At 58.6% G+C, this 24,791-nt stretch carries 21 protein-coding genes; 17 read left to right on the top strand and 4 right to left on the bottom strand.

What is annotated here, in order from left to right; all coding sequences use genetic code 11:
• The first annotated feature begins 69 nt into the window (after window positions 1-69).
• The 8 genes from fdnG to AC1UKS_RS00280 all read left to right on the top strand — a co-directional run bounded on the left by fdnG (window position 70) and on the right by AC1UKS_RS00280 (window position 10,341).
• Window positions 70-3,117, top strand: a complete 3,048-nt coding sequence (gene fdnG, locus AC1UKS_RS00315; RefSeq protein ID WP_157868043.1) for a formate dehydrogenase-N subunit alpha — start codon at window positions 70-72, stop codon at window positions 3,115-3,117.
• Between the two features lie 28 nt (window positions 3,118-3,145).
• Window positions 3,146-4,042 carry a formate dehydrogenase subunit beta gene (gene fdxH, locus AC1UKS_RS00310; RefSeq protein ID WP_482435270.1) on the top strand — a complete coding sequence of 299 codons (897 nt, stop codon included), beginning with the start codon at window positions 3,146-3,148 and terminating at the stop codon, window positions 4,040-4,042.
• Window positions 4,039-4,662 (top strand): formate dehydrogenase cytochrome b556 subunit, encoded by a 624-nt coding sequence (fdoI, locus tag AC1UKS_RS00305; RefSeq protein ID WP_482435269.1) that lies wholly within the window; start codon window positions 4,039-4,041, stop codon window positions 4,660-4,662. The genes fdxH and fdoI overlap by 4 nt, the downstream gene beginning before the upstream one ends.
• 165 nt (window positions 4,663-4,827) lie before the next feature.
• Window positions 4,828-5,751, top strand: coding sequence for a formate dehydrogenase accessory protein FdhE (gene fdhE, locus AC1UKS_RS00300; protein WP_482435268.1), 924 nt, complete (start codon window positions 4,828-4,830; stop codon window positions 5,749-5,751).
• Window positions 5,752-5,835: 84 nt separating this feature from the next.
• The gene (locus tag AC1UKS_RS00295; protein WP_265909078.1) at window positions 5,836-6,447 is read left to right on the top strand and encodes a glutathione S-transferase; all 612 of its coding nucleotides are present in this window, start codon (window positions 5,836-5,838) and stop codon (window positions 6,445-6,447) included.
• Between the two features lie 17 nt (window positions 6,448-6,464).
• Window positions 6,465-7,844 carry an L-seryl-tRNA(Sec) selenium transferase gene (selA, locus tag AC1UKS_RS00290; RefSeq protein WP_482435267.1) on the top strand — a complete coding sequence of 460 codons (1,380 nt, stop codon included), beginning with the start codon at window positions 6,465-6,467 and terminating at the stop codon, window positions 7,842-7,844.
• Window positions 7,841-9,676 carry a selenocysteine-specific translation elongation factor gene (gene selB, locus AC1UKS_RS00285; RefSeq protein WP_482435266.1) on the top strand — a complete coding sequence of 612 codons (1,836 nt, stop codon included), beginning with the start codon at window positions 7,841-7,843 and terminating at the stop codon, window positions 9,674-9,676. Before selA ends, selB begins: the two co-directional genes overlap by 4 nt.
• On the top strand, window positions 9,676-10,341 hold the full coding sequence (locus tag AC1UKS_RS00280) for a DUF1345 domain-containing protein (RefSeq protein ID WP_482435265.1): 666 nt from the start codon (window positions 9,676-9,678) through the stop codon (window positions 10,339-10,341). Before selB ends, AC1UKS_RS00280 begins: the two co-directional genes overlap by 1 nt.
• A 10-nt stretch (window positions 10,342-10,351) precedes the next feature.
• Here AC1UKS_RS00280 and AC1UKS_RS00275 read toward each other — a convergent pair whose 3' ends face one another.
• Window positions 10,352-12,346, bottom strand: a complete 1,995-nt coding sequence (locus AC1UKS_RS00275) for an autotransporter outer membrane beta-barrel domain-containing protein (RefSeq protein ID WP_482435264.1) — start codon at window positions 12,344-12,346, stop codon at window positions 10,352-10,354.
• Window positions 12,347-12,500: 154 nt separating this feature from the next.
• Here AC1UKS_RS00275 and AC1UKS_RS00270 point away from each other — a divergent pair, with 154 nt between their 5' ends.
• The 7 genes from AC1UKS_RS00270 (at window position 12,501) to ghrB (ending at window position 19,362) form a co-directional block, all read left to right on the top strand.
• Window positions 12,501-13,064 (top strand): DNA-3-methyladenine glycosylase I, encoded by a 564-nt coding sequence (locus AC1UKS_RS00270; RefSeq protein ID WP_265909074.1) that lies wholly within the window; start codon window positions 12,501-12,503, stop codon window positions 13,062-13,064.
• 110 nt (window positions 13,065-13,174) lie between these two features.
• Window positions 13,175-13,837: an OmpA family lipoprotein gene (locus AC1UKS_RS00265; RefSeq protein WP_482435263.1), complete on the top strand. Its 663-nt coding sequence runs from the start codon at window positions 13,175-13,177 to the stop codon at window positions 13,835-13,837.
• Between the two features lie 230 nt (window positions 13,838-14,067).
• On the top strand, window positions 14,068-15,102 hold the full coding sequence (locus AC1UKS_RS00260) for a LacI family DNA-binding transcriptional regulator (protein WP_482435261.1): 1,035 nt from the start codon (window positions 14,068-14,070) through the stop codon (window positions 15,100-15,102).
• Between the two features lie 148 nt (window positions 15,103-15,250).
• Window positions 15,251-16,000 (top strand): sugar phosphate isomerase/epimerase family protein, encoded by a 750-nt coding sequence (locus AC1UKS_RS00255; RefSeq protein ID WP_482435260.1) that lies wholly within the window; start codon window positions 15,251-15,253, stop codon window positions 15,998-16,000.
• 3 nt (window positions 16,001-16,003) lie between these two features.
• Window positions 16,004-16,957, top strand: a complete 954-nt coding sequence (locus AC1UKS_RS00250) for a sugar kinase (protein WP_482435259.1) — start codon at window positions 16,004-16,006, stop codon at window positions 16,955-16,957.
• A 92-nt stretch (window positions 16,958-17,049) separates the two neighbouring features.
• A complete protein-coding gene (locus AC1UKS_RS00245; RefSeq protein WP_053141095.1) occupies window positions 17,050-18,336 on the top strand; it encodes an MFS transporter in 1,287 nt (428 codons plus the stop codon).
• 51 nt (window positions 18,337-18,387) lie between these two features.
• Window positions 18,388-19,362, top strand: a complete 975-nt coding sequence (gene ghrB, locus AC1UKS_RS00240) for a glyoxylate/hydroxypyruvate reductase GhrB (protein ID WP_053141093.1) — start codon at window positions 18,388-18,390, stop codon at window positions 19,360-19,362.
• Between the two features lie 64 nt (window positions 19,363-19,426).
• On the opposite strand, the gene kduD is transcribed toward ghrB, so the two are convergent.
• Window positions 19,427-20,188 carry a 2-dehydro-3-deoxy-D-gluconate 5-dehydrogenase KduD gene (kduD, locus tag AC1UKS_RS00235; RefSeq protein ID WP_482435257.1) on the bottom strand — a complete coding sequence of 254 codons (762 nt, stop codon included), beginning with the start codon at window positions 20,186-20,188 and terminating at the stop codon, window positions 19,427-19,429.
• Window positions 20,189-20,650: 462 nt separating this feature from the next.
• Here kduD and AC1UKS_RS00230 point away from each other — a divergent pair, with 462 nt between their 5' ends.
• Together AC1UKS_RS00230 and AC1UKS_RS00225 are read left to right on the top strand one after the other, a co-directional pair.
• A complete protein-coding gene (locus AC1UKS_RS00230) occupies window positions 20,651-21,901 on the top strand; it encodes a valine--pyruvate transaminase (protein WP_482435256.1) in 1,251 nt (416 codons plus the stop codon).
• Window positions 21,902-22,154: 253 nt separating this feature from the next.
• Window positions 22,155-22,523, top strand: coding sequence for a YceK/YidQ family lipoprotein (locus tag AC1UKS_RS00225; RefSeq protein ID WP_053141587.1), 369 nt, complete (start codon window positions 22,155-22,157; stop codon window positions 22,521-22,523).
• A 14-nt stretch (window positions 22,524-22,537) separates the two neighbouring features.
• On the opposite strand, the gene AC1UKS_RS00220 is transcribed toward AC1UKS_RS00225, so the two are convergent.
• Window positions 22,538-23,806 carry a YidR family protein gene (locus tag AC1UKS_RS00220; protein ID WP_482437077.1) on the bottom strand — a complete coding sequence of 423 codons (1,269 nt, stop codon included), beginning with the start codon at window positions 23,804-23,806 and terminating at the stop codon, window positions 22,538-22,540.
• A gap of 42 nt (window positions 23,807-23,848) precedes the next feature.
• Entirely contained in the window at window positions 23,849-24,790 is a 942-nt protein-coding gene (locus AC1UKS_RS00215) for a 2-hydroxyacid dehydrogenase (RefSeq protein WP_482435255.1), read from the bottom strand.
• Between the last annotated feature and the right edge of the window lies 1 nt (window position 24,791).

Below are 24,791 nucleotides of genomic sequence, written 5' to 3'. Positions count from 1 at the left end.
TAAAGATTCTGAACCTGTGACCGCCTTATCGCAAAACTTATTGAGCACTGTCGAAACAGGAATGACGCCATGAATGTCAGCAGAAGAAGCTTCTTCAAAATCTGCGCGGGTGGGATGGCAGGGACCACCGCGGCGATGCTCGGCTTTATGCCCGAGGTCGCACTGGCGGAAACACGCCAATACAAGCTGCTGCGCGCCCGTGAAACGCGTAACACCTGCACCTACTGTTCCGTTGGCTGCGGGCTGTTGATGTACAGCCTCGGTGACGGCGCAAAAAACGCCAAAGAGTCGATTTTCCACATTGAAGGCGACCCGGATCACCCGGTCAGCCGGGGCGCACTCTGCCCGAAAGGCGCTGGCCTGCTGGACTTTATCCACAGCGAAAGCCGCCTGAAAACCCCTTCCTACCGCGCGCCGGGTTCCGATAAGTGGCAGCCTATCAGCTGGGATGAGGCGTTAGATCGCATCGCCAGACTGATGAAAACCGACCGCGACGCCAACTTTATCGAGAAGAACGCCGCCGGCACCACGGTAAACCGCTGGCTGAGCACCGGGATGCTCTGTGCGTCCGCCTCCAGCAACGAAACCGGCTATTTAACGCAGAAACTGACCCGCTCGCTCGGCATGCTTGCCGTCGATAACCAGGCACGCGTCTGACACGGACCTACGGTAGCAAGTCTTGCTCCAACGTTCGGTCGCGGTGCGATGACCAACCACTGGGTTGATATTCGCAATGCGAATGTGGTGATTGTGATGGGGGGTAACGCCGCTGAAGCGCATCCGGTTGGATTCCGCTGGGCGATGGAAGCCAAAATCCATAACAAGGCCAAACTGATTGTGATCGATCCGCGCTTCACCCGAACCGCGTCGGTTGCCGATTTCTATACCCCGATCCGATCCGGGACTGACATTGCTTTCCTGTCAGGCGTTTTGCTGTACCTGATCAGCAACAACAGGATCCAGCGCGAATACGTTGAGGCTTACACTAATGCCAGCCTGATTGTGCGCGAGGATTACCACTTCGACGACGGGCTGTTCAGCGGCTACGACGAAGCCAATCGCAAGTACGATAAAACCAGCTGGAACTATGAGCTGGACGAGAGCGGCTTTGCCAAACGTGACCTGACGCTGACCCACCCGCGCTGCGTGTGGAACCTGCTGAAAGAACACGTCAGCCGCTATACGCCGGAGGTGGTGGAATCGCTGTGCGGCACGCCGAAAGCCGATTTCCTCTATGTCTGTCAGGTGCTGGCGGAAACCAGTGCCAACGATCGCACCGCTACCTTCCTGTATGCCCTCGGCTGGACGCAGCACTCGGTCGGCGCGCAGAACATTCGCACCATGGCGATGGTTCAGCTGCTACTGGGCAATATGGGAATGGCCGGCGGCGGGATTAATGCCCTGCGCGGCCACTCCAATATTCAGGGGCTGACCGATCTGGGGCTGCTGTCGCAGAGCCTGCCGGGCTATATGACGCTGCCGTCAGAAAAACAGGCCGATCTGCAAACCTACCTGACCGCCAATACGCCGAAGCCAACGCTGCCGGGCCAGGTGAACTACTGGAGCAACTATCCCAAGTTCTTCGTCAGCATGATGAAGGCCTTCTACGGCGATAAGGCGCAGAAGGAGAATAACTGGGGCTTCGACTGGCTGCCGAAGTGGGACAAAGGCTACGACGTGCTGCAGTACTTCGAGATGATGTCGAAGGGACAGGTGAATGGCTATCTGTGCCAGGGCTTTAACCCGCTGGCGTCATTCCCGAATAAAAACAAGGTGGTGCAGTCGCTGGCGAAGCTGAAGTTCCTGGTGACCATCGATCCGCTGAACACCGAAACCTCTAACTTCTGGCAGAACCACGGCGAATTTAACGACGTTGACCCGTCGCAGATCCAGACCGAAGTGTTCCGCCTGCCGTCCACCTGCTTTGCGGAAGAGAACGGCTCGATCGTCAACTCCGCCCGCTGGCTGCAATGGCACTGGAAAGGGGCCGATGGCCCTGGCGAGTCGCGCAATGACGGCGAAATCCTCTCCGGGATTTATCAGCGCCTGCGCGAGATGTATGCCAAAGAGGGCGGCGCGCTGCCGGAGCAGGTGCTGAACATGAGCTGGAACTATCTCACTCCGGACAATCCGGCGTCAGAAGAAGTGGCGATGGAAAGCAACGGCAAGGCGTTGGCGGACCTGATGGACGACAAGGGCACGCTGCTGGCGAAAAAGGGCCAACAGCTGGGCAGTTTTGCCCTGCTGCGCGATGACGGCTCGACTTCAAGCGGCTGCTGGATCTTTGCCGGCAGCTGGACCGCGGACGGCAACCAGATGGCGCGCCGCGACAACACCGATCCGTCCGGGCTGGGCAACACCCTTAACTGGTCGTGGGCGTGGCCGCTCAACCGCCGCATCCTCTATAACCGCGCCTCTGCCGATCCACAGGGCCAGCCCTGGGATCCGAAACGCGCGCTGCTGCACTGGGATGGCGCGAAGTGGGTCGGGCAGGATATCCCGGACTACAGCACCGCCGCACCGGGCAGCGATGTCGGGCCGTTTATCATGCAGCCGGAAGGGATGGGACGCCTGTTCGCGCTGGATAAAATGGCGGAAGGGCCGTTCCCTGAACATTACGAGCCGTTCGAAACGCCGCTGGGCACCAACCCACTGCATCCGAAGGTGGTGTCCAATCCGGCCGCGCGCGTGTTCAAAGACGATCTGGCGGCGATGGGCAAAGCGGACAAATTCCCGTACGTCGGCACCACCTACCGTCTGACCGAGCATTTCCACTTCTGGACCAAACATTCGCTGCTCAACGCCATTGCGCAGCCGGAACAGTTTGTGGAAATCGGTGAGGGGCTGGCTGGCAGGCTGGGAATTGTGGCGGGCGACACGGTGAAGGTGAGTTCAAACCGCGGCTATATCAAAGCCAAGGCGGTGGTCACCAAGCGCATTCGAACGCTGACCGTGGACGGGAAACCGGTCGATACCATCGGCATTCCTATCCACTGGGGCTTTGAGGGCGTGGCGAAAAAAGGCTTCCTCGCCAACACCCTGACGCCGGTCGTCGGCGATGCCAACACGCAAACGCCGGAGTTTAAGGCGTTCCTGGTTAACGTAGAAAAGGCTTAGCCACATTAGCTGGCTAAGGGGAACGATTATGGCTTATCAATCACAGGATATTATTCGTCGTTCCGCCACCAACGGCTTCACGCCTGCCCCGCAGGCGCGCGACCATCAGCTGGAAGTGGCGAAACTGATCGACGTGACCACCTGCATCGGCTGCAAAGCCTGTCAGGTTGCCTGTTCGGAATGGAACGACCTGCGCGATGAGGTCGGGCATAACGTCGGGGTGTACGATAACCCGGCCGATTTGACCGCCAAATCCTGGACCGTGATGCGCTTTTCCGAGGTGGAGGAGAACGGCAGGCTGGAGTGGCTGATCCGCAAAGACGGCTGCATGCACTGCGCCGATCCCGGCTGCCTGAAGGCCTGCCCCTCCGAAGGCGCGATTATTCAGTATGCCAACGGCATCGTCGATTTTGAGTCCGAGCAGTGCATTGGCTGCGGCTACTGCATTGCCGGCTGTCCGTTCGATGTGCCACGGCTGAATAAAGAGGACAACCGCGTCTATAAATGCACGCTGTGCGTCGATCGCGTCACCGTCGGTCAGGAACCGGCCTGCGTGAAAACCTGCCCCACCGGGGCCATCCACTTTGGCAGCAAAGAGGAGATGAAGCAGGTTGCCGCAGAGCGCGTGACCGAACTGAACAGCCGGGGCTATGACCATGCCGGGCTGTACGATCCGGAAGGCGTCGGCGGCACCCACGTGATGTATGTCCTGCATCACGCCAACAAACCTCAGCTGTATCATGGCCTGGCGGAAAATCCGTCGATCAGCCCGGCGGTCACCTTCTGGAAGGGGATCTGGAAACCGCTGGCGGCGATTGGCTTTGCCGCCACCTTCGCGGCCAGCGTGTTCCACTACGTCGGCATCGGGCCGAATCGGGTGGAAGATGATGACGATAACCTGCACGACAGGGAGGAAGAGCAATGAGAAAGCGCGACCGCATCCAGCGCTACAGCGCGCCGGAACGCATCAACCACTGGATTGTGGCGTTTTGCTTTGTGTTCGCCGCACTCAGTGGGCTGGGCTTCTTTTTCCCCTCCTTCAACTGGCTGATGCATGTTCTCGGCACGCCGCAGCTGGCGCGCATTCTTCACCCGTTTATCGGGGTAATTATGTTTGCCGCCTTCTTGCTGATGTTCCTGCGCTACTGGCGGGATAACCTGATTGTGCGCGACGATCTGGAGTGGGCAAAGAACATCCGTAAAGTGGCGAAAAATGAAGAGGTCGGGGATACCGGGCGCTATAACTTCGGCCAGAAATGCGTGTTCTGGGCGGCGATCGTCAGCCTGCTACTGTTGTTAGCCAGCGGCATCGTCATCTGGCGGCCTTATTTCGCCAGCGCATTCTCCATCCCGATCGTCCGCCTGGCGTTGGTGGTCCACTCCGTATCGGCGGTGGTGTTGATTATGGTCATCATGGTGCATATCTACGCGGCGCTGTGGGTGAAAGGCACCATCACCGCGATGGTTGAGGGCTGGGTAACGCCGGCCTGGGCAAAAAAACATCATCCGCGTTGGTATCGCCAAATCAGGAAGAATAAACACTAAAATCAGCCAGCTGCTGGCAGAACCGGGGTACCGGTGCACCCCGGTCGCGGGCAGAAAAATGGCTTAAAATTTCCCAAAACAAGGATCGGGGTGATACCGGGCGCTATAATTCCGAACAGAAATGCGTATTCTGGGCAGATATTCTCACCACAGGAAAAGAGACTGATGACTATTCGCATAATCCCGCAAGAGCAGCTGGAGAAAAGCGACAAAAATGCGGCGGATTTTATTCCGCCGTTACTTTTCCCCAGGTTGAAAAATTTATACAGCCGACGCGCAGCCCGGCTGAGAGAACTGGCGGAGAAAAATCCGCTGGGTGACTACTTACGCTTTGCGGCGGTGGTGGCCAGCGCGCAGGAAATCGTGCTTTACGATCATCCTTTGCAGATGGACCTGCATGCCCGACTGTTGGCGACGGCAGCCAGCGGAAAGCCGCCGCTGGATATCCACACCCTGCCGCGCGATCACCACTGGCAGCGGCTGCTGCACTCGCTGATTGCCGAAATGAAGCCCGAGATGACCGGTCAGGCGCTGGCCTCGCTGGAGAATCTGGAAAAAGCCTCGGCGTCCGAGCTGGAAACGATGGCCAGCGCGCTGTTCTCTAACGAATTTTCCCAGGTCAGCAGCGATAAGTCGCCGTTTATCTGGGCGGCCCTGTCGCTGTACTGGGCACAGATGGCGGCACTGATCCCCGGCAAAGCCCACGCAGAATACGGCGAACAGCGGCAGTTCTGCCCGGTGTGTGCCAGCGTGCCGGTGGCCAGCGTGGTGCATATGGGCACCAAGGGTGGCCTGCGCTATCTGCACTGCAACCTGTGCGAAAGCGAATGGTATGTGGTGCGATCAAAATGCAGCAACTGCGAACAGACCCGCGACCTGCACTACTGGTCACTGGACTCCGAAGTGGCGCCGGTTAAAGCGGAAAGCTGCGGCGATTGCGGCACTTACGTGAAAATGCTGTATCAGGAAAAAGATCCGGCCGTTGAGCCGGTGGCGGACGATTTGGCCTCCCTGATCCTTGACGCCCGCATGGAGCAGGAAGGTTTTTCACGTAGCAGTTTGAATCCCTTCCTTTTTCCGGGAGAATAACGGCAGCCGCTGGGGCCACCTGCGCCAGCGATGCTATCTGTCCACTCCGGCCGACACCTGTCGGCGCCACAGGGGAAATGCGTAATGAAACTGATTGGCACCTATACCAGCCCTTTTGTCCGAAAGATTTCCGTCATCATGCTGGAAAAGGGCATCACGTTTGAATTCATTAACGAAAATCCCTGGACCGATGAGAGCCACGTGCCCGGCTACAATCCGCTGGGAAAAATCCCGGCGCTGGTCACCAGCCCGGGCGAAACCTGGTATGATTCGCATATCATTGCTGCCTATCTGGAACAGCTGGACATTGCGCCAGCGCTGGTGCCGCGCGATAAGCTGGCGGCGTTAAAGGTGCTGCAGCTGGAAGCGCTGGCTGACGGCATTGGCGATGCGGCGGTGATTTTGCTGCGCGAACAGATGCGTCCGCCCGAGTTTCAGATGGAAGCGCAGCTGCTGCGCCAACGTGAGAAGATCCAGCGTGGGCTCGATGCGCTGGAAATCGAAGCGGCAAAGGGCACGGTGCTCAACAGCGACACGCTGAATCTGGCCGATATCGCCACCGCCTGCCTGATCGGCTTCCTCAACTTCCGCCGCATCGTGCCGGGCTGGTGCGTTGAGCGACCGGCGCTGATCAAACTCGCTGAGAAGATGTTTGCGCGTGACAGCTTTGCCCGTACCGTTCCTCCAACCGCCTGATCCATTATACGGACGTAATGAAGACACTATTCAGTCAGCTTCCCGCCATCGATAGCCTGCTACGCGAGCCTGCCATGCAGGCTCTGCGCGTTCAGTATGGCCATCAGCAAACCACCGACACCCTGCGCGCCCTGCAACAGGAAGCTCGCGAGCAGATTCTGGCGCAGCAACCGCTTCCTGCCTGGTGCAGCGACTGGCCGCAGGCCGCCGCGGCTCGCCTGCAACGGCAACAGAGCACGGCGCTCAAGCCGGTGCTGAATCTCACCGGCACGGTGCTGCACACCAATCTGGGACGCGCGTTGCTGTGTGAAGAGGCCGTTGCGGCGGTGACTCACGTGATGCGCTCGGCGGTGACGCTGGAGTATGCGCTGGAGGAAGGCGAGCGTGGGCATCGCGACCGCGCGCTGGCTGAGCTGCTGTGCCAGCTGACCGGGGCGGAAGACGCCTGCATCGTCAATAACAATGCCGCCGCCGTGCTGCTGATGCTGGCCGCGCTGGCACCCGGTAAAGAGGTGGTGGTCTCCCGCGGCGAACTGGTCGAAATCGGCGGCGCGTTCCGCATTCCCGACGTGATGAAGCAGGCGGGCTGCACGCTGACCGAAGTGGGCACCACCAACCGCACGCACCTGAAGGACTACCGCCAGGCGCTGACGGAAAACACCGCGCTGCTGATGAAGGTCCACACCAGTAATTATCAGATTGCCGGCTTTACCTGCTCGGTCGCCGAAAGCGAGCTGGCGACGCTGGGCGAAGAGTGCGGTGTGCCGGTGATCGTCGACCTCGGCAGCGGCTCGCTGATTGATCTCAGCCAGTACGGCCTGCCGGCGGAACCGATGCCGCAGCAGCTGATTGCCGATGGCGTCAGCCTGGTGAGTTTTTCTGGCGACAAGCTGCTTGGCGGCCCGCAGGCCGGCATTATCGTCGGCAAGAAAGCGCTGATCGCCCGTCTTCAGCAACATCCACTGAAGCGGGCGCTGCGGGTCGACAAGATGATTCTGGCGGCCCTGGAGGCCACGCTGCAGCGCTATCTGCAGCCGGAAACGCTGGCCGTTCAACTTCCCACGTTGCGCTTATTAACCCGCACGCCACAATCGATTGCCGAACAGGCTGAGCGCCTGCTGCCGGTGCTTCGCCAGGCCTGTGGCGCGCATTTTTCCGTGGAGATCGCGCCCTGTTTATCGCAGATCGGCAGCGGATCGCTTCCTGTCGATCGCCTGCCCAGCTTTGCGCTGACCCTGACGCCGCACGACGGCTCCGGCAGCCGCCTGAAGCAGCTGGCCGCCGCCTGGCGAAAATGCGAGGTGCCGTTAACCGGACGTCTCTCCGCCGGAAAACTCTGGCTGGACCTGCGTTGCCTGGAAGATGAAGAACTGTTTATCAGGATGATTTCGTTATGATTATCGCCACTGCTGGTCACGTCGACCACGGTAAAACGGCGCTGCTGGAAGCGATCACCGGCGTCAATGCCGATCGCCTGCCGGAAGAGAAAAGCCGGGGAATGACCATCGACCTGGGCTATGCCTACTGGCCGCAGCCGGACGGCCGGGTAATCGGCTTTATTGATGTGCCCGGCCATGAAAAATTCCTCGCCAATATGCTCAGCGGCATCGGTGGACTGGATCGCGCGTTGCTGGTGGTGGCCGCCGACGATGGCATCATGCCGCAAACCCTGGAACACCTGGCGATCCTCCAGCTCAGCGCGGTGCCGGCCCTGACCGTCGCCATCACCAAGGCGGATACGGTTGACGAAGCCCGGCTGCAAAGCCTCAGTGACGACATCACCGCCCTGACGCACGACATGGGCTGGAGGATGGATCTGTTTATCACCAGCACCCTCTCCGGGATTGGCATTCCGGCACTGGCTGCGCACCTCAGCCAGCTTCCCGACAGGGAAAGAGCCGCAGGCAAAACCTTCCGCCTGGCCACCGACCGCGCGTTTAACGTCAAGGGCGCGGGCACCGTGGTGACCGGCACCGCGCTCAGCGGCACGGTGAAGGTCGGCGATAAGCTGTGGCTGACCGGCCTGAACAAAGCGGTGCGCATTCGTGGCTTGCATGCCCAGAATCAACCGGTTGAACAGGCGTATGCCGGCCAGCGCATCGCCCTCAATCTGAGCGGCGGCGTGGAAAAAAGCGATATCTCACGCGGTGACTGGCTGCTGGAATTCCCGCCCGAAGCGGCTTTCGATCGCGTGATCGTCGAATTGAGTAGCCACCAGCCGTTGCGCCAGGGACAGCCGCTGCATCTGCATCATGCCGCCAGTCATATCACCGGCCGGATTTCACTGCTGGAAGGCGCGCTGGCGGAGCTGGTGCTGGATACCCCCCTGTGGCTCGCCGATAACGATCGGCTGATCCTGCGGGATATCAGCGCGCAACAGACGCTGGCGGGCGCCCGCGTGGTGCTGCTTACGCCCAGGCGGCGTGGCAAGCGTCAGCCAGACTATCTGCGCTGGTTACATCAGCTGGCACAGTCTGCTGACGATCAGCCGGCAATTGCGCTGTACCTGAAAACCCAGCCGTGCCGCAGAGAGTCGCTAAGCTGGGCCCGGCAGTTAACGCCGGCGGCGCTGGCCACCTGTGTGGCAACGATTGCGCCGGTTGAGGCCGGTGAGTACCTGCTCCTGAGCGACACGGCAGAAATGTGGCAGGAGCAGGTATTACTGACGCTTGCGGAGTATCATCACAATAACGGCGATCGGGCCGGCCTCGGCCGCGACCGGCTGCGCAGAATGGCGCTGCCTAACTTGCCTGATACCGTTGGCCTGGCGTTAATCGATCGCCTGTCGGCCAGCGGTAAACTCAGCAATAACCGGGGCTGGTTGCATCTTGCAGGCTTCAGTATTCAGTTTGAGCCGGACGAAGCCGCGCTCTGGCAGCAGTGCGAGCCGCTGTTTATCCACAACGCCTGGTGGGTCAGGGATCTGGCGACCACCCTTGCCGTGGACGAAGAACGCATGCGGCAGGTGCTGCGCAAGGCGGCCCAGGCCGGATACATCAGCGCGATTGTTAAAGACCGCTATTTCCTCAGCGAACAGATGAAGGCGCTGGCCGATATGATCCGCCAGCGTGATGCAGAAGGACACTCCACCAGCGCGGCGGATTTCCGCGACGGCCTTGGCGTGGGTCGCAAGCTTGCCGTACAGATTTTGGAGTTTTTCGACCGCAGCGGCTTTACCCGTCGCAAGGGCAACGACCATTTACTCAGGGATGCCGGGATGTTCCTTTAATGAAAACACTGCACGTTCTGAAGCACTATTATCACGCCCGTCCCCGCCTGCTGGTGGCCTCAGTGCTGGCAGTGGTGTGCTTTTTCTTTTTACCGGGGCAGCAGCCGCTGGTGCAAAGGCTGTTGGTCAGCTGGAACGTGCTCGCCTGGCTCTACCTGCTGTTCCTTTGGTGGCTGCTGTTAAGAACGCCGACCGATCGGATTGCCCATATCGCCCGCGAACAGGATGAAAGCGCCGGCACCGTGCTGGCCCTGGTATGCCTGACCTGTCTGGTCAGCCTGCTGACCATTCTGTTTGAGCTGACGGCCGTTAAGCATCTGCCGCAGGCGCAGCAGGCCGGCCATATTGCCCTGACCGCCGCCACGCTGGTGGTTTCCTGGTCGCTGTTGCCGACCGCCTTTGCCATGCACTATGCCCACCTGTATTACCAGCAACAGGGGCAAGGCGAAAAAGCGCTGCTGTTCCCCGAAAAACCCGAGCAGCCAGGCTACTGGGATTTTATTTACTATTCCTTCACCATCGCAGTGGCCGCGCAGACGGCGGATGTCTCCACCGGCAATACCCGGGTTCGCCGCATTACCACCCTGCAGGCGGTGTTATCGTTCTTGTTCAATCTGGCCATCCTGGGCCTGTCGATCAACGTCGCCGCAGGCTTGCTCAGCTGACCATTTAAATTCAGAAGCGCGCGCTGACCCCGAGGTTATACATAAACTGTTCCCCGGAACTCAGCCCGCCGGTCTGGGAAACGGAGGCAAAGGCGGCCACCGAATCCCCCAGAGGCATATGGGCACCGACGGTGATATCCACCCAGTTGCTGTCCTGCTCTGCCGTATCACGGGTGAACGAGGTTTGGGTGGATTTCAGTCCGCCGCCCGCCCGCCAGACGTTATCGCCAAACTGGTGGTTATAACTGACCTCCGCCCACGGGTTCAGCCAGCCCAGCTGGGAATCGACCCGCCAGCCCAGCGCACCAATCTGCGAGTGATAGTTTTGATCGTCAAAACGCATCGCGGTGCTGCTGTTGCCCTGCTCCTGATAGCCGTCCACCGAACTGTAATCCAGCGCGTATTGCGCTACCGGGCCGGTGGTCAGCAGCGTGCCGACAGGAAAGTCCCAGCCGGTGGTGACTCGCGCGCCGATCTGGGTGCCGTTGGTTTCACCGCTTTCGGTTCGCGTGGCGGGCCCCAGCGTCAGGCGACGTTTGATGCTGTCGTAACTGGCCGAGGCATAGTGCGCGTCGGTATTCACCCAGCCGCTATCGAAGAATGACAGCTCACTGTAGGCCGAGATCAGCCAGCCGCGCATCTTATACTCATAATCTGTCGTCGGTTGCTGCGAGTCGTTAGAGCCGGAGACCAGCGCGCCCACCAGCAAATTGTCGGTCAGCTTATAGTCCACGCCCAGCGTCAGATTATGCGTGGTGGCATCGCCATCCCCGGCGGCAAGGTTGCTGGAATAGTCATTATGTTGTCCGGCATAGCCGCCATACAGGCTGAACGAGCCCTGCGGATACTCGCCGTGGCGCTGCTGTTGCAGATGGCTGTCGAGGGTAGCGCGCGCATCGCGGGACATCGCCAGCGTTGCCTGATTCAGCGCCACCACCTGCGCAGGCGCGTCCAGCACCGACTGGATGTAATCGGCAATCAGCAAATGGGTGGCAGGACTGGGATGCAGACGGTCAGCAAACAGAAACGCCTGCTGGCTGGAGAAGCCCGGCGTTGAGGAGCTGCACACAGCCGCAGACACGCCCGGCGGACAGGCCATGCCGGCGGTGTTACTCAGGCCATAATGCGCCGGATCGGTCAGCACTTCGTTAAATAGCCCGTTGATATCAACCCGGACAATGTTGCCGCCCTGACGAGCCAGCTGCGCGTCCTCCTGCTGGTTATAGCTGTCGGTTAACGCACTGGCCTGCGCGCTGAGCGCTTGCCAGGCATCAAACAGCTGGTCGGCGATCGCATCCTGCAACACGCTGACCGTGGTGAGCTGTCCGGCCGCCGCGGTCAACGCCTGTTTGATCGCCTGGTTGCGGGCATCCGGATTGAGGGTGGTCTGGCTGTTCAGCGAGGCAAACGCGGCGGTCAGCGCTGAACTGGCGACGGGCGCGAGGCCGGTCTGGATCACCGCCTCCAGCAGCGCCGGCGTGGCGCCAATATTGGGCACGGTGGGCACAATGACCGTGTTGGCACCGGCGGTCAGCAGCGCATGAACCTGATTAGCCGCCGCGAACGCGCTGGTACTGACGATGCCGTTCGCCGCCACGGGATTGAGAGCAGCCGCCGCTAAGTCGTTACCCCCGACCCAGTGAACATACAGCCCATCCGCATCGGCCCGGCCACCGCTGGCAGCGAGGTAGGTCTGCAGCTGGTCGGCGGTATTATCGACCGGATTAAGCGCCGCCACCGCCACCGCATCACCGGCGGCGTAATTGGTCCCGCCGCGATCGGATGGGCGCAGCGATTGATTGATTTTGGCCGCCAGCACATCGTCGTACAGCGGATGCTGGCTGCCATCCCAGGTGTAACGGCCATTGTTGCCGCTGTCACTGAGGCTGTCGCCAAAGACATAAATCTGATCCCAGCTGAGGGCTGGGCTGCTTGCACAGAGATAACACGCCACCGACACTGCCCCAAAGGCCAGATAGCGTGTGCCATACCGTTTCTTTGACATGAAAATGACTCCAGAAAAGAGCCTAAAATCGATAAGAGTGCGCGTATTATTGAATTTATTTACTGGTCAACCTGTCACTAACTATTGCCTGGAACGCGATAACGTCAAGGCAGTGGTGATTATTTTTCGGTCAATTTCATAAGGAAATTTAACCATGCAGCGATGCGGCTGGGTTTCACAGGATCCGATCTATCTTGCCTACCACGATACCGAATGGGGCGTACCGATCACTGACGGGCGGGGGCTGTTTGAAATGCTCTGTCTGGAAGGGCAAATGGCCGGGTTGTCGTGGCTGACGGTGTTGAAAAAGCGCGAAAATTACCGCAACGCCTTCCATCAGTTCGATCCGCAGGCGGTGGCGCTGATGAATGAGGACGACATTGAACGCCTGATGCAGGACAGCGGCATTATTCGTCATCGCGGCAAAATCGCGGCGATTATTGCCAATGCCCGCGCGCTGCTGGCGATGGAAGCCCGGGGTGAACCGTTCAACACCTTTATCTGGGATTTTGTCGATAACGCGCCGCAAATTCACCGACATGCCGATTATCGCACCGCACCGACCTTTAGCCCGGTCTCTGATGCGCTTTCAAAGACGCTTAAAAAGAAAGGTTTTAAATTTGTTGGTACCACCACCTGTTATTCATTTATGCAGGCCTGTGGGCTGATTAACGATCATGTTACCGGCTGTTTTTGTCACCCGGATAACCTGAAGTAGCGTCTCTTTACACTTTAAGACCAAAGCACCGTTATTTTTTGGAAATTCCTCGGCATAATCGGCGTTTTACGGGCAAATTTGCCCGCCGTTGCAATTGAAAAGGAATCCCGATGAAGAAGCGTTTTACGACTCTTGCTCTGGTTTTGAGCGGTACGATCGCCCTGTCAGCCTGTACGACGAATCCGTACACCGGCGAGCGCGAAGCAGGTAAGTCTGGTATTGGTGCTGGCCTTGGGGCGGCTGTGGGTGCGGGTGTCGGCATGCTGTCCTCCTCGAAAAAGGACCGTGGCAAAGGCGCGCTGATTGGCGCAGCGGCCGGTGCGGCGCTGGGCGGAGGTGCGGGCTATTACATGGATGTGCAGGAAGCCAAGCTGCGTGACAAAATGAAGGGAACCGGCGTCAGCGTCACCCGTCAGGGCGACAATATCGTGCTGAATATGCCGAATAACGTCACCTTCGACAGCAGCAGCAGTTCGCTGAAACCGGCGGGCGCCAACACCCTGACCGGCGTGGCGATGGTACTGAAAGAGTATCCAAAAACCGCGGTCAACGTGGCGGGCAACACCGACAGCACCGGCTCCCGTCAGCTGAACATGACCCTGTCGCAGCAGCGTGCGGACAGCGTCGGCAGCGCGCTGATCACCCAGGGCGTGGCCGCGAATCGCTTGCGCACCAGCGGGATGGGCCCGGATAATCCGGTGGCCTCTAACAGCACCGCGGAAGGCAAAGCGCAGAACCGTCGCGTGGAAATCACCCTCAGCCCGCTACAGTAAGTTTGTTCGTGCCGGGCGGCGCGTTTAGCCCGGCAATTCACCCCATCCCGTCAAGCCACTTCCCTTTCACAATCGCATTCCACAGGCCGAAGCGCAAAGATGGGCGCGCCGGCGCTTATGCTTTATGATGGCCCGATCCGCTTTCGGCAATTCCGGGCTATCTTAGGGTAATAAGGCCAGTACTGGCTGAAAGGTCGTTTTTCTTCACTGTGACAGTTTTAAGGATCGCTATGAACCGCAAGGCGGCACGAGCCACCATCAGCGACGTCGCTAAAGCGGCAAAGACCGGGAAAACCAGCGTCTCGCGTTATCTGAACGGCGAGCAGAACGTCCTGTCGGCGGATTTAAAGCAGCGGATTGAAACCGCCATTGCCGAGCTCAACTATCGCCCAAGCCAGATGGCGCGCGGGCTCAAGCGCGGCCGCACCCGCTTAATCGGCCTGATTATAGCCGATATTACCAATCCCTATTCGGTGGATGTGATGTGTGGCATTGAAGCAGCCTGCCGCGCGCAGGGCTTTACCTTGCTGATGTGTAACACCAACAACGAGGTCGATCAGGAGCAGCATTACCTCAACCTGCTGAGCAGTTATCAGGTCGAGGGGATTGTGGTGAATGCGGTGGGGATGCGCGAAGAAGCGCTGAACCAGCTTCAGCAATCCTTTTTGCCGATGGTGCTGATTGACCGAAAAATTCCTGATTTCCCCTGCGATGTGGTCGGTCTGAACAACGCTGAAGCGGCGACCGAGGTCACCACTCACCTGATCGGACAGAATTATCAGGCCATCCTGTTTGTGACCGAGCCGCTGGGTATGGTCAACACCCGCCACGAACGCCTGCGCGCCTTTCAACACACCATGGCAGAGCACCCCGACCGCCTTGCCGAAAAAGCGGAAGTCGCCCTCACCGACAGTGCCGGCATGGATCGGGTTCTGCACGCCTTCTGGCAGCAGCACGGGGAAAAACGTTGTGCGGTGATGGTGGTGAACGGCGCATTGACGCTGCAGGTTGCCCGTTCGCTGAAGCGCCTTGGCCTCAACTGGGGTGAGCACATTGGCCTGCTGGGCTTTGATGAGCTGGAGTGGTCCGAACTGGCTGGCGTCGGCATCACCACCTTTAAGCAGCCGACCTGGCAGATCGGCTATTCCGCGCTGGAACAGGTGATCCGCCGCATCGATGGCGACACCTCGCCACCCAATGACTGCGTGTTCTCCGGCGAGCTGATTGTTCGCGGATCGACGACCTTACTGCACAACAAAGCCTGATCCCCTCAGGCTTTTTCAGACCATTCCCGCCAAAATACTGTTCACATCGTGAGCGCGATCATAAAACGACACTCTGCCCCTTTGCTTTGGAACCGGTTCCATTTAACGTTTTTATAACGCCAAGGCCATCCCGTGCCTGGAGGACCCGATGGAAAGAGAAGTGATAGTCGTCACCGCGGCCTATGGTCGCGAAAAAATTGCCGCACTCGGCGGCCAGCAGGCGGTCGTGCCGATCGTCGCCGCAGCGGGTGCAGATGGCGTGGAAATCCGCCGTGAATTATTCAGCGATAAAGAACTGCAAACGCTGCCGGCACTCGGCAAAGCCATTGCCGATGCGCGCCTGACCGCCTATTACTCGGTGCCGGAAGCGCTGTTTACCGAACAGGGTGAGCTTAATCCGCACCTCGATCGTCACCTGGCCGAAGCTGAGCAATTAAACGCCCAGCGACTAAAATATTCGCTGGGGCACTATCAATGCGGTTTTGACGCTTCCGCACTGCGCGAAAAGCTGGCAGGTCAGCCTGTTCAGCTGGTGGTTGAGAACGATCAGACCGATGGCGGCACGCTGGCTGCGCTTGAGGGCTATGCCCGGGACGGTGGCGACGCCCGCGCTGACAGCGGGTTGACCTTCGATATGGGCAACTGGCTGTGGGTAGGCGATGAGCCCATCGCCGCGGCCCAGCGCCTCAGCCCTTACGTCACGTATATCCACGTCAAAGCCGCCGCGCGCAAAGGTCACGCCTGGCAGGCTGTGGCGTTGGATGATGCCGATAACCTGTGGCGCGAAACGCTGACGCTGTTACCGCGCGAGGTGCCGCGCGGCATTGAATTCCCACTGGAAGGCGACGATCTGGTTGCCGTCACCCGCCACTACGTTGACCTGTTGAAAGAGGATTAAACGATGAGTCTGCATAACAACGGCACGCTGGATGCGGTGACGATTGGTGAAGCGATGGCGATGTTTGTGGCCACGGAAGCCGGGGATTTGGCGGCTGCCGAACGCTTTGTGAAGCGTATTGCTGGTGCTGAGCTGAACGTGGCGATTGGCCTCGCCAGGCTTGGACTGAAGGTGGGCTGGGTCAGCCGCGTCGGTGACGACTCGTTTGGCCGCTTCACCTTACAGCAGCTGGAAAAAGAGGGCGTGGATCATCGCCAGGTGACCACCGATGCCCGCTATGCCACCGGTTTTCAGCTGAAATCAAAAGTGGACGACGGCTCAGATCCGCTGGTGGAATATTTCCGCAAGGGCTCCGCCGCCAGCCATCTGTCCGTCGATGACTTCAACCGCGACTATTTTGGCTCGGCGCGCCACCTGCATTTAAGCGGCGTGTCGGCGGCAATTTCGGCCTCCTCGCTGGCGCTGTCTACACACGCCGCGCAGGAGATGAAGCAGATGGGCAAAACCATCTCTTTCGATCCAAATCTGCGCCCGGTGCTGTGGCCGAGCGAGCGCGAAATGGCCAAACAGCTGAACACGCTGGCCGGTTTTGCCGACTGGGTGCTGCCCGGTATCAGCGAAGGCAAAATACTCACCGGCTACGATCAGCCGGAAGCCATTGCCGATTTTTACCTCGATATGGGCGTCAAAGCGGTGATTGTGAAAACCGGCTGCGACGGCGCCTGGTATAAAACCTCACAGGGCGAAAAAGGCCAGGTCGAGGCAATCAAAACGGAGAAGGTCGTGGACACCGTCGGCGCAGGCGATGGCTTTGCCGTCGGGGTGATCAGCGCGTTACTGGAAGGAAAACCGTTGCCCGCAGCGATTCGTCGCGGCAACAAAATCGGCTCACTGGCGATTCAGGTGATCGGCGACAGCGAAGGGTTACCGACGCGCGCTGAACTGGGCGATTTCTAACCCTTAGCCACTGCCAGAGCCGGCAACATAATGAAACCGCATCGTTTCCCTACAGGACAGAATGCGGTAAACCTCAAACAGAGGATCCACCTATGAACAAACAGAAAACAATCGCGCCTAAACGCTGGTGGTACATCATGCCCATCGTGTTTATCACCTACAGCCTGGCGTATCTGGACAGGGCCAACTTCAGCTTTGCCTCTGCTGCAGGGATAAACGACGATCTGGGGATCACCAAAGGCATGTCATCGCTGCTGGGCGCCCTGTTCTTCCTCGGCTACTTCTTCTTCCAGATCCCTGGCGCTATCTATGCCGAACGCCGCAGCGTGAAGAAGCTGGTGTTCGTCTGTTTGATTCTGTGGGGCGTCTGCGCGTCATTAACCGGCATGGTGAGCAACATTCCAATGCTGGCGGCGATTCGCTTTGTGCTCGGTGTGGTGGAAGCGGCGGTGATGCCCGCGATGCTGATTTATATCAGTAACTGGTTCACCAAATCCGAACGTTCACGCGCCAATACCTTCCTGATCCTCGGTAACCCGGTGACCGTGCTGTGGATGTCGGTGGTGTCCGGCTATCTGATTGAAGCCTTCGGCTGGCGTGAGATGTTTATTTTCGAAGGTATCCCGGCGGTGATTTGGGCGGTGGCCTGGTGGTTTATGGTGCAGGACAAGCCTGCGCAGGCCAAATGGCTGAGCGACGACGAAAAAGCCGCGCTGCAGGCGCAGTTACAAAAAGAGCAGGAAAATATCAAAGCGGTGCGCAATTACAGCGAAGCGTTTAAATCCCGCAACGTAATTATCCTGTGCGTCCAGTACTTTACCTGGAGCATTGGCGTGTATGGCTTCGTGCTGTGGTTACCGTCGATTCTGCGTAACGGCAACCAGATGGGCATGGTGGAAGCCGGCTGGCTGTCCGCCGTGCCTTACCTGGCCGCGACGATTGCGATGATTGTGGTCTCCTGGGCGTCGGATAAGTTACAAAACCGCAAATTGTTTGTCTGGCCGTTGCTGTTGATTGGCGCGCTGGCGTTTTTAGGGTCATATCTTGTAGGAGCCAATAATTTCTGGCTGTCGTTCACCCTGCTGGTGATTGCCGGTGCCGCGATGTATGCCCCTTACGGGCCGTTCTTCGCCATTATTCCCGAGATGCTGCCGCGTAACGTTGCCGGTGGCGCCATGGCGCTAATCAATGCGATGGGTGCGCTGGGCTCATTCCTCGGTTCGTGGGTGGTTGGTTACCTGAACGGTGCCACCGGCAGCCCTTCAGCATCGTATATCTTTATGGGAGGATCGCTGTTGATTTCAGTCTGGCTGACGTTGATTGTGAAGCCGGCGGAGAATAATCAGCCCCCGATGCCCCGCGGCGCTAAACACGCTTAAAAATGCAAAACGGGCCAGCTGGCCCGTTCCTCAATTTAAAAGGGAGACGAAATGAAACCTTCTGTGGTGCTGTATAAAAAATTACCAGACGATCTGCGCGCAAAGCTCGACGCCCATTTTACCGTCACCGAAATCAACGGCCTGACCCCAGAAAACCTGAGTCAGCACGCGGCGGCTTTTCAACAGGCTGAAGGCATTCTGGGATCGGGAGGTAAGGTTGACGCCGACTTCCTGAGCAAAGCACCGAAGCTGCGTGCCGCATCCAGCGTCTCGGTTGGCGTGGATAATTTCGATATCGCCGCCCTTAACGATCGCGGTGTGGTGCTGATGCACACGCCTACCGTACTGACCGAAACCGTGGCCGATACCATGATGGCGCTGGTGCTGGCGTCAGCCCGTCGCGTGACCGAAGTCGCCGAGCGGGTGAAAGCCGGTGAGTGGAAAAGCAATATTGGCGCTGACTGGTTCGGTATCGACGTTCACCACAAAAAGCTGGGTATTCTGGGCATGGGCCGTATCGGCCTGGCGCTGGCGCAGCGCGCGCACCTCGGCTTCAGCATGCCAATCCTCTATAACGCGCGTAAGCATCATGAAGAAGCCGAACAGCGTTTTGATGCCACCTATTGCGACCTTGATACGCTGCTGAAAGAGTCTGATTTCCTGTGCATCAGCCTGCCGCTGACTGACGAAACCCACCACCTGATTGGCCGAGAGCAGCTGGCAAAAATGAAGTCCAGCGCGGTATTGATCAATGCGGGCCGCGGTCCGGTGGTCGATGAGCAGGCGCTGATTGCGGCCCTGAAAGACGGCACGATCCACGCCGCAGGTCTGGATGTCTTTGAGCAGGAGCCGTTACCGATCGACTCTCCGCTGCTGACGCTGCCAAACGTGGTGGCGCTGCCGCATATCGGTTCGGCAACCCATGAAACGCGTTATGGCATGGCCAGCGATGCGGTGGATAACCTGATTGCGGCGTTGACCGGCAAGGTAGAGAAAAACTGCGTGAACCCGCAGGTGATCAAATAAGCCGAGACGGGCTTAAAAGGAAGGACCAGGCCACCCATCCTGCCGGTGGCCTGGCGTTTACTCCTTAGCGTGCCAGCCAACCGCCGTCGACCGCCAGCGTGTAGCCATGCACGTAGTCTGAAGCGGGCGAGGCCAGAAACACCACCGGCCCTTTCATATCTTCAGGACGACCCCAGCGGTTGGCAGGAATGCGGTCAACGATTTCACCGTTGCGCTTTTCATCCGCCCGCAGCTGCTGGGTATTGTTGGTCGCCATATAGCCGGGCGCAATCGCATTGACGTTGATGCCGTGCTTCGCCCACTCATTCGCCAACAGACGCGTCACGCCCATCACCGCGCTTTTCGACGCGGTGTAAGAAGGCACCCTGATCCCGCCCTGATAAGAGAGCATCGAGGCAATGTTGACGATTTTGCCGCCGTGACCCTGCTTAATAAACTGTTTCGCGACCGTCTGAGACATAAAGAACACCGATTTAATGTTCAGGTTCATCACGTCGTCCCAGTCTTTTTCGCTGAAGTTGATCGCATCTTCGCGACGGATGATGCCGGCGTTATTGACCAAAATATCGACCCTGCCGAATTCCGCGACCGCGGCTTCTACCAGACCGGCAAGGCACTCAATCTGTCCCAGATCGGCGGTCAGACTTAGAAAACGACGACCCATTCCTGCCACCATGCCGTGGGTTTCGGTGGGCTCGACAATATTAATGCCGACAATATCGCAGCCCGCCTCTGCCAGCCCGACGGCCATTCCCTGCCCCAGCCCGGTATCGCAGCCGGTGACGATGGCCACACGGCCCTGCAAGCTAAACGTATTCAAACTCATGGTGATCTTCCTTTTCAGTGGCTAATTTAATTTTCACCCATTCCTCTCAGACACGAATTAATTCCGCCGTGATAATCGGATTAGCCTTAAATACAGTTAAAAGAGGTATAACAGCGCGTGCAAAACATCCATGATGATTTGTCGAGGGCACACTATAGCCAAAGAGAAACCCCGGTAACCGTGATCGAAGTCTACATTAATGCGTATTGATACATCATTTCCATAAAAACAAAACATCGTTTTATTTATTACTAATGATACGTGTTAATCACCAGTTAATTATTTAAATATAATGTTAAGGTATTATTTAATGGCAGCGACGACCGGCACAGGATGCCCCCGCCGCGCAAGGAAATCTGCTTTAACAAATGCTTTACCGTTTTCACGGAGGTGCGATTGCATCCCGCCTGGGCTGGCGTTAAGGTAAACCTCCACACGATCAGACAAAGTAGTTAACACGTTATGAGCTTTTCCGCCTTCGGTGACAAATTTACGCAACATTCAGGCATCACGCGCCTGATGGAAGATATGGGTGAAGGATTACGCACACCGGGAGCAGTGATGCTGGGCGGCGGCAATCCCGCGCAGATCCCCGCAATGAATGACTATTTTCAGCAGCTGCTGCAACAGATGCACGATGAAGGCAAGCTTGCCGAGGCGTTGTGCAACTATGATGGCCCGCGCGGTAAATCCACGCTGCTGGAGTCGCTTTCGACTCTGCTGCGCGAACAGCTTGGCTGGGAAATCAGCCCGAAAAATATCGCCCTCACCAACGGCAGCCAGAGCGCGTTCTTCTATCTTTTTAACCTGTACGCCGGCCGTCGCGCCGATGGCAGCAAAAAGCGGGTGCTGTTCCCGCTGGCACCGGAATACCTCGGCTATGCCGATGCCGGGCTGGATGAGGATCTGTTTGTCTCCACGCGCCCAAATATCGAGATGCTGCCGGAAGGCCAGTTCAAGTATCACGTTGATTTTGAGCATCTTAATATCACCGATGACACCGGGCTGATCTGCGTCTCACGCCCGACCAATCCCACCGGCAATGTGATCACCGACGAAGAGCTGATGAAGCTCGATGTGCTGGCGCAACAGCATCAAATCCCGCTGCTGATTGATAATGCCTATGGCGTGCCTTTCCCCGGCATTATCTTTAGCGAAGCGCGACCGCTGTGGAACCCGAACATCATTCTGTGTATGAGCCTGTCGAAACTCGGCCTGCCGGGCGCGCGCTGCGGCATTATCATTGCCGATGAGAAAGTGATTTCCGCCATCAGCAATATGAACGGTATTATCAGCCTGGCGCCCGGCAGTATTGGCCCGGCCATCGCCAATGAGATGATCCAGCGTGGCGATTTGCTGCGCTTGTCGGAAGAGGTGATCAAACCGTTCTATCAGCAGCGGGTGACCGAGACGATTGCCGTCATTCGCCGCTATTTGTCGGAAGATCGCTGCCTGATCCATAAGCCGGAAGGGGCGATTTTCCTCTGGCTGTGGTTTAAAGATCTGCCCGTTTCAACCGAAGTGCTGTATCAGCGGCTGAAAAAGCGTGGCGTATTGATGGTGCCCGGCCACTTCTTCTTCCCCGGTCTGGAGCAGGAATGGCCACACACGCATCAATGTATGCGCATGAACTATGTGTCGGACAACGATACCATCGAACGGGGAATTGCGATCCTCGCCGAAGAGATCGCGCGGGCGCATCAGGAAGGATAAAAAAGGGCCGCTGCTGCGGCCCTTGCTTTTGGCAGGCTGAAAACCTCAGCATCCTGCACAAAGGCATTTGTGACCCCGACGGGGCTTTCAGGGCATCGAAACGCAAATTTTTTAACCATCTGCCGGTGAATGTCATACACTCAGGGAAGAATTCGTCGCACCCGTGCATGAGTCGCCACAGAGCGGCCGGGAACTCTCTGCACATGACGATAACAATCAGGCCGGCGTTGCCGTGACTGAAGGGATGATGAAGATGAAAGTGTTAAATAAATGCCGCTGTGCCGGTCTGCTTGCCTGCCTTTCTGTGGTCAGCACCACGGGATGTTCCAGCATAATGAGCCATGCCGGCCCGGATCAGGGGTACTATTCCGGCACACGTGCTGGCGCAGCGACCGTTGCAGACAGCAATAACGGCTGGGTGATGCGTCCGCTTGCTGCCCTCGACCTGCCGTTTTCAGCCGTAGTGGATACGATTTTGCTGCCGTGGGATTACTATCGTAGCGGCAAAGACCAGACGGCAAGCTCCCCGCGTGAACGCGTGCTGCAAAGCGAGCGGCAAAACCACACTAACGAAAGCCTCGCCACGGCGGCCCCCATGCCGAGCACCACGCCTCCTCAGTAACGGCGTCAGGCAAATTATTCCCCCACGCTGACCACAAACACCTGTTGCCAGCCGTTGACGTTGCGCAGGTAGGCCACATGCAATCCATCCGGCGAACAGACCACGGCATCCGCCAGTGGCGCGTCGTCCGTTCTTGCCGTCAGACGCTGCAGCTTGCCGCTCGCCACGTGACATAGCATCACGCTGTTATCATTGATCAGCGCCACTGCGCGCCCATTCGGATGCCAGCTGAAGGCGGACTGAATATCACTCTTCGCCTGGGTGACCTGCCGTGGCTCGCCGCCCGTTGGCGCAACCGTCCACAGCTGAACCACCCCCGCGTCATCTCTCATCAAAAAGGCAATGGCGCGCCCGTCAGGCGAACTGCGTAACCAGTGACGCGGCGCGGTCGCCAGGCCAGGATAAGCACGTTGATGGGTGAAGGTCAGGCGGCGCTGGAAGACGTTTTCCGGCGGCGCAGGCAGGCTGGTGGCGGTGCCGGCCAGCGGCGCATCGCCCTCCAGCGCGTAATCGGCCATTTTCGCCGGCAGATCGACCAGAAACACCTCCGGCACCTTGTCGCCGTTTGCTGCCAGCGTGTCGCCAATAAAGGCCAGCGCCCAGCGCTGCCGGTGACCATCATGTTTCAGATAGCCTTCTTCGCCGACCCAGCCCTCTTCATATGCCCGGTTGATATCGTCACTGCCGGCCACCGGTGTTGAGGTGGTTTTGCTCACCAGTACGCAATAATGGCTGCCATCGTATTCGCGGGGATGCTGCTTCGGCGGGCACACCGCATGCAGCGGCACGGCAACGCCGACGTTACGTAAATCTTCGCCGTTGTGCAGCTCATGCATCAGATGATCGTTATAGGTAAAGCTAAGGCGCGAGCCGTCAGGGCTGAAGACATGCACGTGCGTGCCGCCCCGCAACGCGCCGGCGGTGAAGGGTGGCGTGATATCGCAGGCGTCCAGATTCTCCAGATGGCCGTGTTGAATAATGACGCCACGGCGATGGTGAAAATCATACTTCCACTGGCTGTCAGGGTGTTCCGGGCCGTGGATGCACACATAGCGCGGCGGTAAATCGGGGCTGGCGGTGACCACGCCGACATGGGCGCCGTCTTTGGCCTGATACAGCACCTCCGTCTGGCCGCTGAGGTTAACCCGCTCAACGGTCAGGCTGGTAAAGGTGGCACCATTTGGCCGCACGTCATACACCAACCACTGGCTGTCTGCCGTCCAGATGTTGATGTTGGTGAGTTGGTGATTGCGTGGATCAAACGTCAGCTGTGTCTCTGTCATCATGCTTACCCTTAGCCGTCTATGCAGCTAAGGGTAATGCATTCAGCGGCTTTCGGGTACTGGCGAGACCAACGGTAAACCGTTAAAAAATGCGGCCACGTTATCCAGCACCAGCTGAGACATCGCTTTGCGCGTGGCCCAGGTGGCGCTGGCCATATGCGGCGTCAGCACCACATTTGGCCGGTGTTGTAATGCCGCCGGCACCCGTGGTTCGTCGCTGAACACGTCCAGCCCGGCGCCGCCCAGCGTGCCGGCATCCAGTGCCGCGATCAGCGCCTGTTCATCCACCACGCTGCCGCGCCCGACGTTGACCAGAATGCCGTCGCTGCCCAGCGCATCCAGCACGTCGCGGTTAATCAGATGGCGATTGCTGGCGGTGCCGGGCGCGCAGACCAACAGGAAGTCGCACTCTTTTGCCAGCGCCACCACATCAGGCTGATAGCGATACGCCACGTCTTTCAGTGGCGAACGGTTGCAGTAGGCGATCGACATAGCAAACGCCTGCGCGCGTTGGGCTACCGCCTGGCCAATACGTCCCAGCCCGACAATCCCTAACGCCGCGCCGGACACCTTGCGGGTCCACGGAAAGCTTCCCTGCGACCATTTTCCCTGCTCGATAAAGGTCTGTGCCGCCGGGATCTGACGGGACGTGGCCAGCATCAGACCGATAGCGAGGTCAGCGACGTCCTCCGTCAGCACATCCGGCGTGTGGCTCACCTTAACCTGATGATCACGCGCCGCCTGCACATCAACGCCGTCATAGCCGACACCAAATACCGCAATCAGCTTGAGGGCCGGTAAAGCGGCGATCTGCTCGCGGGTCACCACCCCTTCACCGTTGGTCAGCACTACTTCAAACTCCCCCGCCATGGCGGAAAAATCGCGGTCGCTCAGGGTGCTGTATTCCACCACCTCATACGCTTCCTGCAGGGCGGACATCAGGGGCGCGGGCAAGCCGGCCAGCTTCAATACTTTCTTCTTCATT

This window comes from Erwinia sp. AK-PDG3-5 (genome assembly GCF_056821705.1).
Note: the sequence above shows the minus strand (reverse complement) of the source record. Positions and strands in the feature narration are given on the sequence as shown.

Bases quoted from the DNA above. Each gene is read 5' to 3' on its own strand.
- ghrB (WP_053141093.1), top strand. From the start codon at position 18,388: ATGAAACCTTCTGTGGTGCTGTATAAAAAATTACCAGACGATCTGCGC.
- selA (WP_482435267.1), top strand. From the start codon at position 6,465: ATGAAGACACTATTCAGTCAGCTTCCCGCCATCGATAGCCTGCTACGC.
- AC1UKS_RS00265 (WP_482435263.1), top strand. From the start codon at position 13,175: ATGAAGAAGCGTTTTACGACTCTTGCTCTGGTTTTGAGCGGTACGATC.
- AC1UKS_RS00255 (WP_482435260.1), top strand. From the start codon at position 15,251: ATGGAAAGAGAAGTGATAGTCGTCACCGCGGCCTATGGTCGCGAAAAA.
- AC1UKS_RS00245 (WP_053141095.1), top strand. From the start codon at position 17,050: ATGAACAAACAGAAAACAATCGCGCCTAAACGCTGGTGGTACATCATG.
- AC1UKS_RS00280 (WP_482435265.1), top strand. From the start codon at position 9,676: ATGAAAACACTGCACGTTCTGAAGCACTATTATCACGCCCGTCCCCGC.
- AC1UKS_RS00260 (WP_482435261.1), top strand. From the start codon at position 14,068: ATGAACCGCAAGGCGGCACGAGCCACCATCAGCGACGTCGCTAAAGCG.
- fdhE (WP_482435268.1), top strand. From the start codon at position 4,828: ATGACTATTCGCATAATCCCGCAAGAGCAGCTGGAGAAAAGCGACAAA.
- AC1UKS_RS00270 (WP_265909074.1), top strand. From the start codon at position 12,501: ATGCAGCGATGCGGCTGGGTTTCACAGGATCCGATCTATCTTGCCTAC.
- AC1UKS_RS00230 (WP_482435256.1), top strand. From the start codon at position 20,651: ATGAGCTTTTCCGCCTTCGGTGACAAATTTACGCAACATTCAGGCATC.
- selB (WP_482435266.1), top strand. From the start codon at position 7,841: ATGATTATCGCCACTGCTGGTCACGTCGACCACGGTAAAACGGCGCTG.
- AC1UKS_RS00215 (WP_482435255.1), bottom strand. From the start codon at position 24,790: ATGAAGAAGAAAGTATTGAAGCTGGCCGGCTTGCCCGCGCCCCTGATG.
- kduD (WP_482435257.1), bottom strand. From the start codon at position 20,188: ATGAGTTTGAATACGTTTAGCTTGCAGGGCCGTGTGGCCATCGTCACC.
- AC1UKS_RS00275 (WP_482435264.1), bottom strand. From the start codon at position 12,346: ATGTCAAAGAAACGGTATGGCACACGCTATCTGGCCTTTGGGGCAGTG.
- fdoI (WP_482435269.1), top strand. From the start codon at position 4,039: ATGAGAAAGCGCGACCGCATCCAGCGCTACAGCGCGCCGGAACGCATC.
- fdxH (WP_482435270.1), top strand. From the start codon at position 3,146: ATGGCTTATCAATCACAGGATATTATTCGTCGTTCCGCCACCAACGGC.
- AC1UKS_RS00225 (WP_053141587.1), top strand. From the start codon at position 22,155: ATGAAAGTGTTAAATAAATGCCGCTGTGCCGGTCTGCTTGCCTGCCTT.
- AC1UKS_RS00220 (WP_482437077.1), bottom strand. From the start codon at position 23,806: ATGACAGAGACACAGCTGACGTTTGATCCACGCAATCACCAACTCACC.
- AC1UKS_RS00250 (WP_482435259.1), top strand. From the start codon at position 16,004: ATGAGTCTGCATAACAACGGCACGCTGGATGCGGTGACGATTGGTGAA.
- AC1UKS_RS00295 (WP_265909078.1), top strand. From the start codon at position 5,836: ATGAAACTGATTGGCACCTATACCAGCCCTTTTGTCCGAAAGATTTCC.